The organism is Candidatus Margulisiibacteriota bacterium (assembly GCA_041650855.1).
Classification (GTDB): Bacteria; Margulisbacteria; WOR-1; order O2-12-FULL-45-9; family XYB2-FULL-48-7; genus JALOPZ01.
The window spans coordinates 266,223-283,297 of the sequence record JBAZKJ010000001.1 but is presented as its reverse complement, the minus strand read 5'-3'; the positions used below and the strand labels follow the sequence as shown (position 1 = coordinate 283,297).

Sequence of the window (17,075 nt, the reverse complement as noted above, 5' to 3'; positions counted from 1 at the left end):
GGTGAACTGACAATGAGAAAAGGTTTTACTCTGGTCGAGATCCTGGTCGTCATCGGCATCATCGGCTTGCTGGCGGTCTTCTTGGTGCCGAACCTGCTCGGCGCGCGCGATCGGGCGAAAGAAGCCGCGGTCAAAGGGGTCATGCATTCGGTCCAGCTGGCGCTGGAAGCTTACCAGATGGAGAACGACATTTACCCGGTCGCCAAGAATTTGCCGCTCGAGTCGCTCTGCAAGAACTATCTAATGGCCGGCGATTACCTGGCCGACGTCCCCAAAAACCCGTTCACCGGTGCCAAATATGCCGATGGGGACCTGTCCGGCAAGATCGTCTACAGCTACGACGATACTGCCGGTAAATACACGTTGACCGGATATAAGCGGAATGGGCTGGCGAAACTGCAAGAACTCTCTAATATGTAGCCTGGTGCTGGCCACCAGTGTCCTGGCGGCCGGCCACGATCCGGACGGCATCCTCCGTTTCTCCCTCGGCGGCGAAGTCTCGGTCCTCAACCCGATCCTCTCGACCGATACCGTTTCCTCGGCGGTGGAGGGGGTCATCTTTTCGGGGATGGTCACCTTTAACGAGAACCTGGAGCCGGTCCCCGACCTGGCCAAGAGCTGGACGGTTTCCAAAGACGGCAAAACCTGGACGTTCAAGCTCCGGCAAGACGTCAAATGGCACGACGGCGCTCCCCTGACGGCCGACGACGTCGTCTTTACGTTCAATTCGATCCTTGACCCCAAGGTCAACTCGGTCCGCCGGAGCGATTACATCATCGACGGCAAGCCGATCGTCTTTTCCGCGCCCGATAAATATACCGTTCTGGCTTCCTTACCCAAGCCCTTTGCCCCTTTCCTGATCCACGCGGCGATGAGCATTATCCCGCAACACCTGTTGCAGGGGCAAGATATCAATACCGCGGCGTTCAACCGGAAACCGGTCGGCACGGGACCGTTCATCTTCAAGGAATGGCAGACCGGCGATCATATTACGGTGACCCGTAATCCGCGCTACTATAAAGGAGCGCCGCTGCTGAAGGAGATCAACTACCGGATCATCCCCGACGACAATTCCTCCCTGGTCGCCCTGGAAGCGGGGGAGATCGACGAGGCCGACATCCCGCCCAAAGATTACACCCGGCTGAAAACGGTCAAGGGGATCAAGGTCTACGAATCGGACGTGCTGCTCTACGTTTATCTCGGGCTCAACCTGGCCAACCCGAAGTTCGCCGACCAGCGGGTCAGGCGGGCGCTGGCTTACGCGACCGACCGCCGGCAGCTGATCGGCCTGATCTTCCGCGGGCTGGCGTCGCCGGCCTACGCGCCGTCCGCCCCGATCTCCTGGGCTTATTCGGACGCGGTGCCCAAATATCCCTACGACCCGGAAAAAGCGCGGCGGCTGCTCAAGGAGGCCGGCGCGGAAAACCTGGAATTCACCGTGCTGGTCAACCAGGGGAACAAGGAGCGGGAGAAAGCGGCCGTGATCCTGCAGCAGCAGTACAAGAAGATCGGCGTCAAGCTCAACATCCGGGTCATGGAGTGGTCGGCGATCCTCAAGATCGTTAACGCCGACAAAGACCCGAAAGATTTCGAGGCGATCATCATGGGGTGGTCGCTCGGCCTGGACCCGGACTCATATTCGATCTGGCATTCCAGCCAATATCCCCAAGGTTTTAACTTTATCAAGTACAGTAACCCGACGGCCGACCGGCTGCTGGAAGAGGGGCGGACGACCGTGGACCGGTCCAAACGCCAGGCGGTCTACGCCAAGCTGTGGAAAACGATCGCCGACGATCAGCCGTACATTTTCCTCTGGTATCCGAAAGCGATCGCCGGGGTCAACGAGCGGGTCGGCGGCCTGGCTAAGCCCAGCCCGGCCGGGCTTTTCCTGCACATTGAAAAAGTCTTCATCAAAAAATGAGAAAATATATTTTTCGCCGCCTGCTGCAGCTGGTCCCGCTCCTGATCGGGATCTCGCTGATCTCTTTCTTCGTCATGCACCTGGCGCCCGGCGATCCGACCGCGCTTTTTATCGACCCGAACGTCAGGCCGGAAGAATTGGCCAGGGTCAGGGCAAATTGGGGATTGGACCAGCCGATCTACGTCCAGTATTTTCTCTGGTTAAAGAACGCCGTGTTGCTCGATTTTGGCCGGAGCTACACGACCGGCCAGCCGGTGATCAAGGAGATCGCCGAGCGGTTGCCAATGACCATGCTGCTGATGATCCCGTCGTACATCCTGACCTTGCTGATCTGCATCCCGCTCGGCGTGATCTCGGCGGTCAAAAAGAACTCCTGGTTCGACAACGTCTTTACGGTCCTCTCCTTTGCCGGGATGGCGATACCGACCTTCTGGCTCGGTTTAATGCTGATGCTCCTTTTCTCCGTCCAGCTCCACTGGCTGCCGGCGGTAGGCGGCATAGTTTTGCCTTTAATGACGATGACGATCGGTTCGCTGGCGGGGTTGACCCGTTACCAGCGGGCGGCGATGCTGGAGGTCCTTAACCAGGACTTTATCCGGACTGCCAGGGCCAAAGGGCTGCCGGAAAGGGTAGTGATCTTTAAACACGCCTTGCGCAACGCCCTGATCCCGATCGTTACGATCCTTGGGCTCTCGCTCCCCGACCTGTTCGGCGGCGCTTTTATCATCGAGACGATCTTTGCCTGGCCGGGGATGGGGCGGCTCGGCGTCCAGTGCATTTTCCAGCGGAACTATCCGGTCATCATGGGGGTCGTCATGTTCTCCGCGGTTTTGATCGTGCTCGGCAACATGCTGGCCGACGTCGGTTACGCTTTGGTCGACCCGAGGATAAGATATGGGAAACGCGACTAAGTTCGGGATTATTTTGATCTTGCTAATGATCGCCGGCGCGCTCTTTGCCCCCGCTTTGGCGCCATTTAATCCGGATGATATTACCGAGTCCGAGATCCAGGGGCCGTCCGCCCGGCACTGGTTCGGGACCGACGACCTGGGGCGCGACCTTTACAGCCGGTCGCTCTACGGGGCGCGGATCTCGCTCTCGGTCGGCGCGGTAGCCGTGGTGATCGCCGTGATCATCGGCACGGTCCTCGGCGCGTTGTCCGGTTACTACGGCGGCTGGCCCGATAATTTAATAATGCGGTTCGTCGACGTGATGCTGGCGTTCCCCTCGATCTTCCTGATCCTGGCGATCCAGACGATGCTGACGCCGAACATTTACAACGTCATGATCGTCATCGGGTTAACTTCCTGGATGGGCGTTGCCCGGTTGGTCCGGGGGGAATTCCTGAGGATCAGGGAGCTGCAATACGTCGAAGCGGCCCGCGCCATCGGTTGTTCCGATCTCCGGATCATTTTCCGCCACATCCTGCCGAACGCTGCGGGCCCGATCATCGTGGCGGGGACGCTCGGCATGGCCGGCGCGGTCCTGACCGAGTCCGCGTTGTCGTTCCTCGGTCTCGGCGTCCAGCCGCCGATGTCCTCCTGGGGGAACATGCTGATGGATTCGCAGGCTTACATGCGCGACGCTCCCTGGATGGCGATCATCCCCGGGGTGTTGATCCTGTTAACGGTGCTGTCGCTTTATTTTGTCGGTGAAGGATTGCGGGAGAAGTTGAATGTTAGAGGTTAAAGAGCTGACCGTTACTTACAAAGGCGAGGGAACGCCGGTCACGGCGGTCGATCGAGTCAGCCTGCGCGTTGCGCCGGGAGGCTCATTGGGGATAGTGGGGGAGTCGGGTTCGGGCAAATCGACCATCGCGCTGGCGATCATGCGGCTGCTGGCCAATCCGGGCAGGATCGAGCGGGGCGAGATCATCTTTAAAGGGCGCGACCTGCTCAAATTGAGCGAGCGCGAGATGATCAAGGTCCGCGGCGGCCAGATCTCGATGATCTTCCAGGACCCGTTCACCTCCCTTAACCCGGTCTTTACCGTCGGCGACCAGATCGCCGAAGCGGTCCAGATGCACCAGGGCCTAAGTAAAAGGATGGCCTGGCGCAAGGCGATCGAGATGCTGGCCCTGGTCCAGATCAAGGACCCGGCCCAGCGGGCCGGCGACTACCCGCACCAGTTCTCCGGCGGGATGCGGCAGCGGGTGATGATCGCCATGGCGCTGGCCTGCCAGCCGGCGCTGCTGATCGCCGACGAGCCGACCACGGCGCTCGACGTCACGATCCAGGCGGAGATCCTCCGCCTGCTCCGGGAGCTGCAGCGCCAGCTCGGCCTGTCGATCATCTATATCACCCATAATTTCGGGATCGTCAAAGAGCTTTGCGGGCACGTGGCCGTCATCCATCGGGGGAAAGTGGTCGAAACGGGGGAGACCGGCCAGGTGTTGAGCGCGCCGCGAGAGGCGTACACCCAAAAACTGATCAACTGCCTGAAAGTGATAAGAGGGACCGGATGGCGTTAATTGAGATCAAGAATTTAACCAAGGTGTTCGGGCCGACGACGGCGGTCGACCATCTGTCGCTTGATATCATCAAGGGAGAGACGCTTGGCCTGGTCGGCGAATCGGGTTCCGGCAAAAGCACGCTGGCCCGGCTGATCCTGAAGCTGATCGAACCGGACGCCGGGACGATCGCTTACGGGAGCGAGATCGCCGGCATCCGCCGCGACTGCCAGATCGTCTTCCAGGACCCGCAAACCTCGCTCAACCCGCGGATCAGGATCGGGGAAGCGATCGCGGAGCCGATCGTTATCCAGCAATTATTACCGAAAGATAAGGTCCGCGACCGGACCATCGAGCTGCTGGCGGCGGTCAAGCTGCCGCTGGCTTACGCCCAGCGTTACCCGCACGAGCTGTCGGGCGGGGAGAGGCAAAGGGTCGGGATTGCCCGGGCGTTAGCCTCCAACCCGAAGTTCCTGATCCTGGACGAGCCGGTCTCGGCGCTCGACGTTTCGATCCAGGTCGATATTCTCCAACTGCTCAAGGAGATCAGGGAGCGGCTGAAATTGACCTATCTTTTTATCGCGCACGATCTGCAAGTGATCGGCTACATGAGCGACCGGATCGCGGTGCTGAAAGAGGGGAAGCTGGTGGAACTCGGCGCGCCGGCGGAGATCCTCTCCACGCCGCACCATCCCTACACGCAGAAACTCCTTGCCTCGACGCTGAAACTTTAGCTACTTCTTCGGGTTGAACCCGGCCAGGCCGATATATTTCGCCTTGGCGCCGAGCAATTCCTCGATCCGTAGCAGCTGGTTATACTTGCAGACCCGTTCCGAACGGGCAGGGGCGCCGGTCTTGATCTGGCCGGAGTTGGTGGCGACCGCGAGGTCGGCGATCGTCGAGTCTTCCGTTTCCCCCGAGCGGTGGGAGGTCATATAGGTGTAGCCGGCCTTGTCGGCGATCTCCATCGCCAGCAAGGTTTCCGACAGGGTGCCGATCTGGTTCAGCTTGATCAGGATCGAGTTGGCGACCTTGGCTTTGATCCCCTTCTTGAGGATCTCAGGATTGGTGACGAAGAGGTCGTCGCCGACCAGCTGGATCTTGCCGCCGAGCCGCTCGGTGATCAGCTTCCAGCCGTCCCAGTCCTTTTCCGAACAGCCGTCCTCGATCGAGATGATCGGGTATTTCTTGACCCACTCTTCGTACATGGCGACCATTTCGGCGGGCGTCAGCGCTTTCCCTTCGCTCTTCAGCTGGTACTTGCCGTCCTTAAAGAACTCGCTGGCGGCCGGATCGAGCGAAAGGAAGACATCCTTGCCCGGGACATAACCGGCTTTTTCGATCGCTTCCATGATGACCTGGATCGCTTCCTCGTTCTTCGTCAGCTTGGGGGCGAAGCCGCCTTCGTCGCCGACGCCGGTCGGGTAGCCTTTGTCTTTGAGGACCTTTTTAAGGGTCTGGTAGACTTCGGCGCCGATCCGGAGGGCGTCAGAGTACGTCTTGGCCCCGGCCGGGGAGATCATGAACTCCTGGAGCTCGTAGTTCCAGCCGGCGTGGGCGCCGCCGTTCATCACGTTCATGTTCGGGACGGGGAGGGTGACGGCCTGGTCGCCGCCGATATACTGGAATAAAGGAACGCCGTAGGAGAGCGAGGCCGCCCGGGCGACCGCCAGGGAGACGCCGAGCAGGGCATTGGCGCCGAGGTTGCTCTTGAACTCGGTCCCGTCGAGCTCCAGCAGCAGATTATCGATCTTCAGCTGCTGGTGGGCCGGCATACCGACCACTTTGGGAGCGATTTGCTCGTTAACGTTCTTGACCGCGGTATAAACGCCCTTGCCGCCGTACCGCTTGTCGTCCTTGTCTCGGAGTTCGAGCGCTTCGTGTTCGCCGGTGGAAGCGCCGGAGGGGACGGCCGCTCTGCCGAGCGTTCCGTCCTTCAGGGTGACGTCGACCTCAACGGTCGGGTTACCCCGCGAATCGAGGATCTGCCGCGCCTTGATAACTTCGATCCGGGCGCCGCTCTTCGCTCTCTCTCCGACAAAGAAATACTCTTCAGACAATCTGACCATTTTACTTTCCCCCTTAAACTTATATTTGGACAAAAAAATGGAGCGGGAGACGAGGCTCGAACTCGCGACCCCGACCTTGGCAAGGTCGTGCTCTACCAACTGAGCTACTCCCGCCCGTTGTCCTCTGATTTTAGCACAATACCATGAAATTTTCAAAACCCGGAGGCGATATCAAGGTGTTATGGCCATGACGCTCCACTGGAGAGAGATCAGGAAAGAACACCTGCCGGTCCTCGGGCAGAAGTGCGCCCGGCTGGCCGACGTCAAAGCCCGCCTGGGAGTCGGCGTCCCCCCATTCTTTGCCTTGACCGCGCCTTGCGTCAAACAAATCATCGACGCCGGTCGGGTGCCGGACGCGCTGCGGCCGGAACTGGCCGAACGCGTCAAGGAGTTGGAGGCCGAGACCGGCCAGATCTTCGGCGGGGTGTTCGATCCGCTTCTTTTGGCGGTCCGTTCCGGCGACCCGATCTCGATGGTGGGAACGATGACAACCTTGTTAAATGTCGGGATGAACGACCGGACCCTGAACAGCTTGATCGCCAAATACGGCCACGAGAACGCCCCTTCGCTCTGGCGAATGTACCTTGATCTCCATGTCGACATGAACCTGAAAGCGGGCGGCCTGACGCGGGAGGCGATGCGCGACCTGCTCCAGGAGATGAAACGGAAACCGGCCGACGTCCAAAAGCTCGGTGAGTTGGTGATCAGGGCGCGCGCTTACGGCTACACGCTCCCCCAGGACCTTAATTGGCAATTGACCGAAGCGGTCAGGGCGGTCGCCCTCTCCTGGCTTGGTTCGTCCAGCCAGAGTTTTGTCGATACTTTCAAGCTTGGTGCCGACACTTATCCATCGATCATGGTGCAAAAAAAAGAGTACGCGGCGTTCGTCGACCGCGCTTACGCTTCTTTTTCGACCCGCAACCCGCTGACCGGCGAACGGGGGATCACCGGCGATTACGCGCTCGGGACCGAAGGGCGCTCTATGATGCGCGGTATCTGCCAGGCCAGGCGGGATATCCGGACGATCGACGAGCATTTTCCCGGGACGTTCGACCTAATATCTGCGGTCGCCCGGGAGGCGGAGCGTTTGTATAAGCGGCCGCAGGATTTTGAAACGATCATTATGCCCGACGGCCAGTTGATCGTCTTGCAAGTCAATGACTTCATCATGCCGGCCGAGGTCCACGCCAAAGTGGAAAACGACCTCCGGGCGGAGGGGATCGTTGGGGCGGAGGGGATGCCGCGGATCGAAGAGATCCGGCGAGCGCTGGTGATCAAAAGATATAAATTGGACCCGAAGGTGGAGCATCAGGTGGTCGACCGCGGCCGGCCGGTCTCGCCCGGCGCGGTCGAAGGAGTGTTGATCCTTGATCCGCGCGAGGCCATCAGGGCAAAAAGGCGCGGCAAATCGGTGATCTTGTTGACCGTGGCGCCGGATGAGCGGGCCTTGAACATGATCTTGAAGCGGGAGATCGACGGTTTTGCCGCCACCTATTTCAGCGTCCACGACGAAGTCGCCGCCCGGGCCAGCCATTTACCGGCCGTCATGGGGCTGAAAGGGCCGACACGGCCTGTTAAGGAAGGCGACCGGGTCATTCTGGACGGCGATTCCGGCCTGCTCTTGACCTCCGGCCGGGAAGAGATACTGGTCGAGAACGGCCACGAGATCTGGGCCCCTTATGCGATCGACGGCGACCGGATGTTCCGGGCGATCAGGAAAAAGTTCGGCGCTCTGGACTATCAGGAGCTGCTCCAGCGGCACGCCGAGTACGCCGGGCGATCGCGCACTTTCTCGCCGCCGTTGGCCGATCAATCCGGCCAGGAGAAAAAGACCAGGATCGAGCTGGTTACCCATTTTATCCATCTGATGGTCCAGGAGCAAGGGGAGGCGCTGGGCAAGAACGAATTGCAGGTTAACCTGGATGTCGCGCTTGCGGACGGGACATTTGAACGCGTGCCGGGTTTGGAAAAAAGCGATTTTAACCTGAAGCGGGCCGGCGACCGTCTTTTGATCGTGACCGGGGCGATGGACGATAACGAAGCCTACGATAGCAGCGGGGGCGCCATTACCCTGGGGATAACGGATGTGACGCCGATCATCGCTTTTCTGAAGGAGCGCGGCTTGTTGGTGTTCCGCCATACCAGCAAATCCAAGCCGTCCCAGCATACTCAGGAGATCTGGGAATACGGCATAACTTTCCCGCCCGACCGACTGGCGGCGGTCGCGGAAGCGCTGGCCGAGTATCTGGAAAAAAACCGGTGAAATTTTCGCCGAGCCGACCCGATAAAAAATAGGACCCCGGATCAAGGAGGCAATATATTATGAAAGAATTCCGCTGCAAATTTTGCCATCGCCTGCTCGCCAAGGTGGCCGAGGGGAGCAAGGTCGAGATCAAGTGCCCCAAATGCAAAACGATGAGCCTGTACAGCGAAGAGACGGTCATCGTTTACGAGATCCCCGAGAACAACGTCACCAAGAAGATCATCGAACGCGGCTTAATTAAGTACGACCTGCTGCAGAACTAGAAAAGGGGAGAGTATGCCGGTTTATTCATCGATGAACAGAACGATGGGGGGAAGCGTTTCCCTAGAAACAAGACGGGCCACCTGGTTCGTTCACTACAATCCGACCTCAGCCCGCAGCACCCGGGAAGCGATCTTGGGGAGCACCAGCTATAACGACGCCCAGCGCGTCATCACCGGCTCCGACGGCAAGATCCACAAGATCGGCGGTTACCGGATGCTCCCGTTGCAGAAGCTCGGCATACTGTTTCGCCAGCTGGTCGACCGGCAAGGGAATGATATCCCCGGCGCGGTCTTCCCGTTCGACAAGCATTCACTGCCGATGAGCAACCTCGGCACGCCGGTCCGGAACGAGAACCACGTGATGGGGGTCAAGACGCTGGCCGTGTCCGACCTGCACGGCGAAGCTTATCGCCTGGCTCAGCTGATGTTCGAACTGCCGGAGGCGGAAAAAGTGGTGGTCAACGGCGACATCGTCGACCGCGGCCCCGGCTGGTGGCGGATCTATATGGTGCTGACCGGCTTTACCGACCTGCACTACAACTGGGGAAACCACGACGCGATGTGGTTCGGCGCCGGCGTCGGCAACAAGCCGCTGGTCGCCGAGCTCTTCCGCTGGCTTTTCCGCTACAACGAACAACAGTCCTTCGCCGAAAAATTCGGCATCAATTTCGACAAGCTAGAGGCCTACGCCCGGGCGAATTACGGCGACGCGGCCGGCAGCTACAAGGCCAAGGTCAGGAAAGGGAAAGAGGATATCGGCAAGATGATGGAAGCGGCGCTGACCGCGATCAAGTTGAAACTGGAAGCGCAGGACCGCTATCCGGCGCCCGCCCAGCCGCTGAGCGAGAGCGAAATGCGGCTCCTTCGGGCGCTGCGGCATACCGGGGCGGTCGACGAGTTGACCCAGATGGAAAGGCCGGTATTCGAACGGCTGACGGCGAAAAAGATCTTCGGCCTCGATAAGGAAGAGGCAAAACGGTGGTCCGAGCTGAGCAAGCGGGATTCGCTGACAGCCGCCGAGGTCCAGGAGCTGAGCGAGCTGACCCGGATCAAGAGAGAGGGTGCGGACCTGCTGGCGATCGTCGACCGGCTGAAGGCCGCCGACCGCCGCCTTAACGACGCCGAGCAGGAGATCGTCGACGACTTGGCCAACCAGCTGCTTAACAGTAAAATCTTCCGCGAAATGACCCTCTGGTTCATCGAAAAGGGCGGGATGTACACGATCGCCGACGGGAACCTTTACACCCATAGCCATTACCCGGTCGACAAGAACGGGGACCTGCGGCCGATCGACGGCCGGGTCGGCAAGGAAGCTTTTGACGCGATCACCGAACGGGTCAAGAAGGTCGGCGCCGCCCTGCGTGTTTTCCACGAGACCGGCGACCGCGCCGAGCTGGACAAGGTCCAGGAAGACGTCCGCTGGATGCGGTTCCTCGCTTGGGACTACGAATCACCGCTCTACGGCCGCGTCATGCAGACCTGGGAACGGGCTTACCTAAAAGAGGAGTCGGGGACTTACAACGAGCCGGAGGACCCGTTCTATAGTTTTGTCGAACCGAAACGGCCGCTCCCTGCGGACCCGAAGAAAGCTAAGGACAAGAAGAAGCTGAAAGCGTGGGAAGAAGGGGACGGGAAAGTCGAAATGGCCAAATACTCGGACAAGCTGAAACAGGGGCGGGACGTGGTCGCCCGGCTCGTCGCCGCGTTTGGTCTTGATCCGGAGACCGCCTCTTTGATCAAAGGACACAAGCCGGAAAAGGGCGATAACATCGGCAAGCCGACCGTCCACTTCGACGGCCGCTACGCTAACATCGACGCGGCCATGTCGGGACCGGCCGCCGACGTCGAACAAGGTTACGGCTTGATCCTGGTCACGACCGACCGGGGCGAAATGATCGAGATCTCGATCGCTCCCCAGCGCAAACAGCTGATCAAGGATATTTAGCCGTTTTTTTGTTATAATGGCCGGTGATGAAAGCAACGCCGGTTTATCTCTGCATCCTCGACGGTTTCGCCCTCGGCGAGAACAAGCAAAAGAACGCCATCTACGACGCCATTTCGCAGGGGAAAGCCCCCTTTATCGCCGAACTCTTCGCTAAACACCCGTACGCTAAGCTCGAATGCTCCGGCCTGGCGGTCGGCCTGCCGGCCGGGACGATGGGGAACTCCGAAGTCAACCACCTGAACATGGGGGCGGGCCGGGTAGTTTACCAGTCGATCGAGCGGATCAACGTTGCCATCGAGGACGGCAGTTTTTTCACCAACGAAGCGCTCACTGCCGCGGTCGCCCGCTGTAAACAGAAAAACTCTACTCTCCACCTGATGGGCATCCTGCAAGGTCACGGCGGCACGGTCCACGGGAGCATCAAACACCTGTTCGCCCTGCTGGCACTCGCCAAGAAGAACGGTTTAAATAACGTGGCGATCCACCTTTTTACCGACGGCCGGGATACGAACCCGCAGGCGGCCGGGGAAATTTATCTGCCGATGCTGGAACAGGAACTGGGGACTATGGGGCTGGGGACTGGGGCGAGGATCGCTACCATCATGGGCCGGGAGATTGCCATGGATCGGGATACTTCGTGGGATAAGACCCTCATTGCTATGAAGTGTCTGGTGAACGGGGAAGGGGAGCACAAGGCGGCGACCGCCCGCGAGGCGATCGAGTCTTCCTACGCGCGCAACGAGACCGACGAGTTCATCCGGCCGACCGTGATCGGCGGCTACGCCGGGATGCAGCCGCAGGACGCGGTCATCTATTTCAATTTCCGCCAGGACCGGACGATCCAACTGACTGCCGCCTTTTGCGAGCAGGACAAGCAGTACTTTAACTATAAGAAGGGGACCAAGCCGATCGACGACCAGGTGTACGCCGGGATCATCGCCCTGCAGAACAAGGTCAAAGGGCTGCTCTTTGTCGCCATGACCGAATATTATCCCGGCTTGAACGGCCTGACCGCTTTTCCCGAGAAAGAGATCCCCGATACCGTCGGCCAGATCGTCTCCGAAGCGGGTTTAAAACAGCTCCGCCTGGCCGGTCCGGAAAAGTTCGCTCACGTCACCGGCTGGTTCTCCGGCCGGCGGACCGCGCCGTTCGACGGGGAAGACCGCCACCTGGCCCAGGACATGTCGCTGAAAGAGCGGACCGAAGAGGGAAAGCATTACGACTGGGTGCCGGAAATGACCGCGTTCCTCGAGACCGATTACGCGCTCGGCGCGATCGCCAGCGATAAGTATGCGCTGGTCGTCCATAATTTCCAGAACGGCGACATGGTCGGCCACACCGGCAACCTGGCGGCGGCGACCGAAGCGATCGGCGACCTTTCCGCCTGTTTGGCAAAACTGGTCCCGGCCTGGACGGCCAAAGGGGGCTTGTTCATCGTTACCGCCGATCACGGCAACGCCGACGAAATGATGCTGGAGAACAAAGGGCAAGAGGTCGTCAGCACGCAGCATTCGCTCAATCCGGTCCCGTTCTGGGTATTGGGCGGCGCGGTAAAACTGAAAGAGGCGGGGATCATTCCCGATATCGGCGTCACGATCCTCGACCTGATGGGTTTGGCCAAGCCGCCGGCGATGACCGCCGCCAGTTTACTGGTCAGGGAGAATAAATAGAAGCCGGAAGCGGCTGCCGGTCGTGACCTCGCTGGGGTAGGCCGTGAAGCCCGTCCGCTGGGTCGCGACCCACCTTTTACCGCGCGACTCGAGTTCGAACGAATCGGGTCTCAGGCAAATGTTTAACATTCCCATCCCGCTCGTTTGTTCCGGCAGTTCCCCCGCTTCTTCACTTCGGGTGGCTTCGCTGTGGGCCCACAAACTTTGTTTAAAGAGCTTGGGTAGGTCGTCGATCCCCGGCCCCTGGTCCTCGGTCAAAATTTCCAAAAAGCGGCGCCCGTTCTCCCGCAGCATGCTGACTGTCATCCTCCCGCCGCCGCCGTGCAGGGCGACGTTATAAAACAATTCGCTGACGGCGATGCGGCCGCCGCGCGGCAGGGGGAAATGGGAGAGCAGCCGGCCGATCTCCTGGTCGAAGATCAGGCTCGCGGCCATGATCAGGTCGCCCCGGTGGCCGTCACCGAGCGCCGGGACCCGGACGCTGAGCAGTTGCCGCCGGCAGACCGGAGGGAGTACCCGCAGGCCGGTCGGCTTTGGTCCCGGGCCGGTCGTATTGCCGATCACGCGGCGGCCTCTTTGGCCAGATGGGCCAGCAGTTCGTCGACCGAGCGCCAGAAATGGAGCTGAACCTGGGAATCCAGGCCGCGGGCGGCGAGGATTTCCTCGTAACGTCCCAGAACATCGGGCCGCGCCGGCGGGAGTTCCTTGAGCTCGGTGGTCTCCTGTTCGCCGTCGTACTCTTCGATCTTGACTCCGCTGTAGTAAAGGGTGTCGGCGGCAAAGTGGATATTAACCGGGTTTTCCCGCGGCCTCTCGTTCAGCCGCAGGTCGTCGAGCAAAGCGTTAAAGGCGTTGAACTGGCAGCGGCCGATCTGGTTTTCCGGGAAGCCGGGATAGTAGCTTGCCGGCAGGAGCATGCTGCCGCCGGCCATGATCACGTTTTCCGCCTCGATGGCCCCCAGGTTGTAATCCATCCCGGTCTGCAGATTGACCTGGCCGGAATGCTGCAACAGCGGGGGAAGAGTGCTGGAGCGGTGCTCAAAGACGCGGCCGGCGAGAGGGCTATCGGCTAACCGCTGGCAGTTTTTAGCGACCGGTAAAAAACCGCCGATATAGCGGCGCTGGACATGCGTGATGATCGTGATTGTTTTAGCTGATATGTTCAACATATTCTTCCCTATATATATCGCGAAAAATCACGCAATATTTCACTAAAAAAAGTGAAATTACGCCGGGCGGGGGGCGATAAACAGGCATGAGTCCGGTCACCAGTATCTGCAAGAACAGCCGTTATCTCAACAGGCTGGCGCAGCGGCAGGAGAAAGTCGGCATCGTCTTCTCCGGCGGTCCGGCGGCCGGCGCCAACGCGGTGATCGAGATGGCGACCCACCTGCTGCTTAACCGGCATATCCCGGTCCTCGGTTTTTATCGCGGTTATAATTATCTGGAAAAATTGCCGGCCGACGCTTTTAAGCCCGGGACCCATTATCTGGAGATGACCCACCAAATGGTCGACGGGCTCAGGGAGAAGGGGGGCGTTATCCTTAAGACTTCGCGGGCCAATCCCGGCAAACTGGGCGAGGTGGAGATTAGGAGCGAGGCCGACCTCAAGGACCCGGAAAAGACCAAAAAACTGCGGCAGGTGATCGAAGTGTTCCGGCAGCTGCGGGTCGGCGCGCTAATCTCGATCGGCGGCGACGATACGCTCAAGACCGCTTATTACCTTTCCCGGCTCGGCATGCCGACCGTCCACGTGCCGAAAACGATCGATAATGATTACTACGGCATCCCGTGGACGTTCGGTTTCTGGACCGCCGCCCAGAAAGGGGGCGAAGACCTGCGCAACTACCGGAAAGACGCCCAGACGACCGACGCCTGCTTCATCATCGAATGCATGGGGCGCAAGGCCGGCTGGTTGACGGCCGGCACCGGCCTGCACGGCAACGCCAATTTGATCCTGACCCCCGAGATGTTCCCGGGGCGGATCAATATCGACCAGATCGCCGACCGGACCACCGCGCTGATCCTGGAGCGGGAGAAAGCGGGCAAGCTCTACACGATCGTGGTCATTTCCGAAGGGCTGGTCGAAAAATTACCGAACTCACAGAAGCCCAAGGAACAGGACGAACACGGCCATGTTAAACTTGCCGCCGCCAAGATCGGCGACATGCTGGCGAAAAGGATCCAGATCAGGCTCAAGGAAAAAGCGGTCTACGTGAAAAAAGCGCTCTCCGAACCGGAAGGTTATGTCACCCGCTGCGAGGACCCGTGCGCTTACGACGTGGTCCTGGGACTGGCGCTCGGGCTCGGCGCGTTCGACCTGGTCGCCGCCGGCAAGTTTGGGCAGATGGTCTCGGTCTATAACGACCTGCACCAGGGATTCCAGATCGGCAGCATGCCGTTCGCCGACCTGATCGACCGGACGACAATGAAGGTGCGGAACCGCTTTATCGATCCCCGGGGTGATTTTATGCGGTTGATCATGGCGGCGCAGTATCCGTTCCTCAAGGACAAGAAACCGCTTTAACGCTGGTTGAGGTTATGCAGGCTGCGGCTGAGGACCGCCAGCGACGCTTCGTGGAGAGCTTCGGGGTAGCTGGGGTGAGCCTGGAAAGTTGCCGCTAATTGCTCGATCTTTAAGCCTTGTTTTAACGCTAAAGTCGCCGCGCCGATGATGCTGGTCGCTTCCGCTCCCAAAATATGGACGCCGAGCAGTTTGCCCTGGTCGTCGGCCACGACTTTGACGAACCCTTCGATCTCGCCCATCGCCTGAGCGATCCCCAGGGCGGCCATAGGGAACTTGCCGATCCTAACGGTCAGCCCTTTTTCCCGCGCCTCTTTTTCCGTCAGGCCGACGCTGGCGATTTCCGGGTTGGTGTAGATGCCGATCGGGACGCAATCGTAGTTAAAAATCTTATTGCCGCCCAGGGCGTTCTCTGCCGCGATCGCCCCCTGTTCATAAGCGACGTGGGCGAGCATCTTTTTGCTGACCAGGTCGCCGACCGCGTAGACGCCGGGAACGCTCGTCTCCATCTTCTCATTGACCCAGATACTCTTCCCTTCCATCCTGGTCCCCAGTCCCTCAGTCCCTTTTACATTTGGCGTCCGTCCGACGCAGATCAAAGTTTTTCCTTCGGCCTTAGCCGGGTCGAACCGCGTACCGGTCAGGACATTGATCTTCCGCCGGTTCAGGAGCCGCTTGACGGTGGCGACGACCTCTTCGTCGATCCCGGCGAGGATCTCGGGGAGCGCTTCGTAGATCGTGACCGCGGCGCCGAGGGCGCTGTAGATCAGCGCGAAGTGGATACCGATCACCCCGCCGCCGACCAGGTTGATCTTGTCCGGCACCGACTTGAGCTCCAGAGCGTCGTCGCTGCAGAGATAGCGGTCGCCGTCGAACTTTATTCCCGGCAGGGAGGCAGGGGAGGAGCCGGTAGCGAGGATGAGCGCCCGCGACTGAACGTCGCGGTTTCCAACTCGCACAAGGCCCGGGTCTTTTACCTTGCCTTCGCCCTGGATAACCTCGATCCCGTTCTGCTCGATCAGTTTCTGGAGATTCTTGACGATCTTGCCGACAAGTAGGTTTTTCCGTTCGACGATCTTGGCCGGATCGATGGCGGGGCTGCCGACGGTGATGCCGTAGCTGTCGGCCTTCTTGATCTTTTCGTAGAGGTTGGTGCAGGCGATCAGCGCCTTGGTCGGGATGCAGCCGCGGTTGAGGCAGGTCCCGCCGACCTGGTCTTTTTCGATCAGGGCGACTTTCGCGCCGAGCTGCGCTGCCCGGAGCGCGGCCACGTAGCCGCCCGGCCCGCCGCCTAAAACGATGACATCGAACTTATCGGACATAAGTCTCCTCGTAATACGGTCTTAGCCGGAATTGTACACCAAGATCGGCGGCGATCTGCCGGCATTTTTCCTTGTCGATCCCGGGGAGATCGACGACCGTCGCTTCGACTTCGGGTATGTATTTCTTCGCTTCCTTAATGAAATCGATCATCGCGCCGTATGCTTTGACGCCTTGCAGCGGCTTGCAGATCCGGTTATAAACTTCCGCGTTCTCCGCGTTGAGGCTGACAGAGACCTTGTCGATCAACCCTTTCAGCTCCGGGAGGATATTCCTGCCCCAGAACAGGTTTCCGTGGCCGTTCGTGTCCAACCGGGTCACGGGTCGCGGGTCACGGGTCGCGAGTCGGGCGGAAACCTCTTTGATAACTTCCAGCCGGATAGTCGGTTCGCCGTAGCCGCAGAAGACGATCTGGTCATACTTATGGGGATCGCCGATGGCGGCGAGCAGCTCGTCCGCGGTCGGTTCTTTGTCCAGCCAGAGGTCGAACTCCCGGTTGAACTTCCGGCTCTTGCTCCGGATACAGAACGGGCATTCGTTGGTGCAGCGGTTGGTGATATTCAGGTACAGGGAATTCCCGACCGGGTAGGCGATCGCGCTCATGGTTAAATTATAACATATTGTGAAATTTGCCCGTATAACAAGCGAAAA

16 protein-coding genes and 1 tRNA gene are annotated in these 17,075 nt (G+C 59.7%); 11 read left to right on the top strand and 6 right to left on the bottom strand.

Going from position 1 to position 17,075, the window contains the following annotated elements; genetic code table 11:
* Positions 1-12 precede the first annotated feature (12 nt).
* From WC529_01455 to WC529_01430, 6 genes are read left to right on the top strand one after another with little or no spacing between them, the layout of a single operon-like run.
* Positions 13-420: a DUF3939 domain-containing protein gene (locus tag WC529_01455; GenBank protein MFA5112942.1), complete on the top strand. Its 408-nt coding sequence runs from the start codon at positions 13-15 to the stop codon at positions 418-420.
* A complete protein-coding gene (locus WC529_01450) occupies positions 383-1,921 on the top strand; it encodes a peptide-binding protein (GenBank protein MFA5112941.1) in 1,539 nt (512 codons plus the stop codon). Before WC529_01455 ends, WC529_01450 begins: the two co-directional genes overlap by 38 nt.
* The gene (locus WC529_01445) at positions 1,918-2,832 is read left to right on the top strand and encodes an ABC transporter permease (protein ID MFA5112940.1); all 915 of its coding nucleotides are present in this window, start codon (positions 1,918-1,920) and stop codon (positions 2,830-2,832) included. The genes WC529_01450 and WC529_01445 overlap by 4 nt, the downstream gene beginning before the upstream one ends.
* Positions 2,816-3,610, top strand: a complete 795-nt coding sequence (locus tag WC529_01440; protein ID MFA5112939.1) for an ABC transporter permease — start codon at positions 2,816-2,818, stop codon at positions 3,608-3,610. Before WC529_01445 ends, WC529_01440 begins: the two co-directional genes overlap by 17 nt.
* Positions 3,597-4,391 (top strand): ABC transporter ATP-binding protein, encoded by a 795-nt coding sequence (locus tag WC529_01435; protein MFA5112938.1) that lies wholly within the window; start codon positions 3,597-3,599, stop codon positions 4,389-4,391. The genes WC529_01440 and WC529_01435 overlap by 14 nt, the downstream gene beginning before the upstream one ends.
* Positions 4,382-5,104: an ATP-binding cassette domain-containing protein gene (locus WC529_01430; GenBank protein ID MFA5112937.1), complete on the top strand. Its 723-nt coding sequence runs from the start codon at positions 4,382-4,384 to the stop codon at positions 5,102-5,104. Before WC529_01435 ends, WC529_01430 begins: the two co-directional genes overlap by 10 nt.
* Here the strand turns inward: WC529_01430 and eno are convergent, their stop codons facing one another.
* Positions 5,105-6,439: a phosphopyruvate hydratase gene (eno, locus tag WC529_01425; protein MFA5112936.1), complete on the bottom strand. Its 1,335-nt coding sequence runs from the start codon at positions 6,437-6,439 to the stop codon at positions 5,105-5,107. It lies immediately after the preceding gene.
* Positions 6,440-6,477: 38 nt separating this feature from the next.
* Positions 6,478-6,553, bottom strand: a tRNA-Gly gene (locus WC529_01420).
* Positions 6,554-6,620: 67 nt separating this feature from the next.
* Here WC529_01420 and WC529_01415 point away from each other — a divergent pair.
* From WC529_01415 to gpmI, 4 genes are read left to right on the top strand one after another with little or no spacing between them, the layout of a single operon-like run.
* The gene (locus WC529_01415; protein MFA5112935.1) at positions 6,621-8,702 is read left to right on the top strand and encodes a hypothetical protein; all 2,082 of its coding nucleotides are present in this window, start codon (positions 6,621-6,623) and stop codon (positions 8,700-8,702) included.
* A gap of 59 nt (positions 8,703-8,761) precedes the next feature.
* Positions 8,762-8,965, top strand: a complete 204-nt coding sequence (locus tag WC529_01410; protein ID MFA5112934.1) for a Com family DNA-binding transcriptional regulator — start codon at positions 8,762-8,764, stop codon at positions 8,963-8,965.
* A 13-nt stretch (positions 8,966-8,978) separates the two neighbouring features.
* The gene (locus tag WC529_01405) at positions 8,979-10,910 is read left to right on the top strand and encodes a fructose-bisphosphatase class III (protein ID MFA5112933.1); all 1,932 of its coding nucleotides are present in this window, start codon (positions 8,979-8,981) and stop codon (positions 10,908-10,910) included.
* A 26-nt stretch (positions 10,911-10,936) separates the two neighbouring features.
* On the top strand, positions 10,937-12,580 hold the full coding sequence (gene gpmI, locus WC529_01400) for a 2,3-bisphosphoglycerate-independent phosphoglycerate mutase (protein MFA5112932.1): 1,644 nt from the start codon (positions 10,937-10,939) through the stop codon (positions 12,578-12,580).
* Here the strand turns inward: gpmI and WC529_01395 are convergent.
* Both WC529_01395 and WC529_01390 read right to left on the bottom strand, forming a co-directional pair.
* Positions 12,557-13,144: a hypothetical protein gene (locus WC529_01395; GenBank protein MFA5112931.1), complete on the bottom strand. Its 588-nt coding sequence runs from the start codon at positions 13,142-13,144 to the stop codon at positions 12,557-12,559. The genes gpmI and WC529_01395 overlap by 24 nt on opposite strands.
* On the bottom strand, positions 13,141-13,749 hold the full coding sequence (locus WC529_01390) for a hypothetical protein (GenBank protein ID MFA5112930.1): 609 nt from the start codon (positions 13,747-13,749) through the stop codon (positions 13,141-13,143). The genes WC529_01395 and WC529_01390 overlap by 4 nt, the downstream gene beginning before the upstream one ends.
* 86 nt (positions 13,750-13,835) lie before the next feature.
* Here WC529_01390 and WC529_01385 point away from each other — a divergent pair, with 86 nt between their 5' ends.
* Entirely contained in the window at positions 13,836-15,107 is a 1,272-nt protein-coding gene (locus WC529_01385) for a 6-phosphofructokinase (GenBank protein MFA5112929.1), read from the top strand.
* Here WC529_01385 and lpdA read toward each other — a convergent pair.
* Together lpdA and WC529_01375 are read right to left on the bottom strand one after the other, a co-directional pair.
* Positions 15,104-16,426, bottom strand: a complete 1,323-nt coding sequence (gene lpdA, locus WC529_01380) for a dihydrolipoyl dehydrogenase (protein ID MFA5112928.1) — start codon at positions 16,424-16,426, stop codon at positions 15,104-15,106. The two genes, WC529_01385 and lpdA, sit on opposite strands and share 4 nt — an antisense overlap.
* Complete coding sequence (locus WC529_01375) at positions 16,416-17,027, bottom strand: TatD family nuclease-associated radical SAM protein (protein ID MFA5112927.1); 612 nt, start codon at positions 17,025-17,027, stop codon at positions 16,416-16,418. Before WC529_01375 ends, lpdA begins: the two co-directional genes overlap by 11 nt.
* Positions 17,028-17,075: the final 48 nt, after the last annotated feature.

Excerpts from the sequence above, each read along its gene's own strand:
- WC529_01450 (MFA5112941.1), top strand. The coding sequence starts at position 383 with ATGGGCTGGCGAAACTGCAAGAACTCTCTAATATGTAGCCTGGTGCTG.
- eno (MFA5112936.1), bottom strand. The coding sequence starts at position 6,439 with ATGGTCAGATTGTCTGAAGAGTATTTCTTTGTCGGAGAGAGAGCGAAG.
- WC529_01455 (MFA5112942.1), top strand. The coding sequence starts at position 13 with ATGAGAAAAGGTTTTACTCTGGTCGAGATCCTGGTCGTCATCGGCATC.
- WC529_01440 (MFA5112939.1), top strand. The coding sequence starts at position 2,816 with ATGGGAAACGCGACTAAGTTCGGGATTATTTTGATCTTGCTAATGATC.
- WC529_01405 (MFA5112933.1), top strand. The coding sequence starts at position 8,979 with ATGCCGGTTTATTCATCGATGAACAGAACGATGGGGGGAAGCGTTTCC.
- WC529_01435 (MFA5112938.1), top strand. The coding sequence starts at position 3,597 with ATGTTAGAGGTTAAAGAGCTGACCGTTACTTACAAAGGCGAGGGAACG.
- WC529_01430 (MFA5112937.1), top strand. The coding sequence starts at position 4,382 with ATGGCGTTAATTGAGATCAAGAATTTAACCAAGGTGTTCGGGCCGACG.
- lpdA (MFA5112928.1), bottom strand. The coding sequence starts at position 16,426 with ATGTCCGATAAGTTCGATGTCATCGTTTTAGGCGGCGGGCCGGGCGGC.
- WC529_01375 (MFA5112927.1), bottom strand. The coding sequence starts at position 17,027 with ATGAGCGCGATCGCCTACCCGGTCGGGAATTCCCTGTACCTGAATATC.
- WC529_01445 (MFA5112940.1), top strand. The coding sequence starts at position 1,918 with ATGAGAAAATATATTTTTCGCCGCCTGCTGCAGCTGGTCCCGCTCCTG.
- gpmI (MFA5112932.1), top strand. The coding sequence starts at position 10,937 with ATGAAAGCAACGCCGGTTTATCTCTGCATCCTCGACGGTTTCGCCCTC.
- WC529_01390 (MFA5112930.1), bottom strand. The coding sequence starts at position 13,749 with ATGTTGAACATATCAGCTAAAACAATCACGATCATCACGCATGTCCAG.
- WC529_01385 (MFA5112929.1), top strand. The coding sequence starts at position 13,836 with ATGAGTCCGGTCACCAGTATCTGCAAGAACAGCCGTTATCTCAACAGG.
- WC529_01415 (MFA5112935.1), top strand. The coding sequence starts at position 6,621 with ATGGCCATGACGCTCCACTGGAGAGAGATCAGGAAAGAACACCTGCCG.
- WC529_01410 (MFA5112934.1), top strand. The coding sequence starts at position 8,762 with ATGAAAGAATTCCGCTGCAAATTTTGCCATCGCCTGCTCGCCAAGGTG.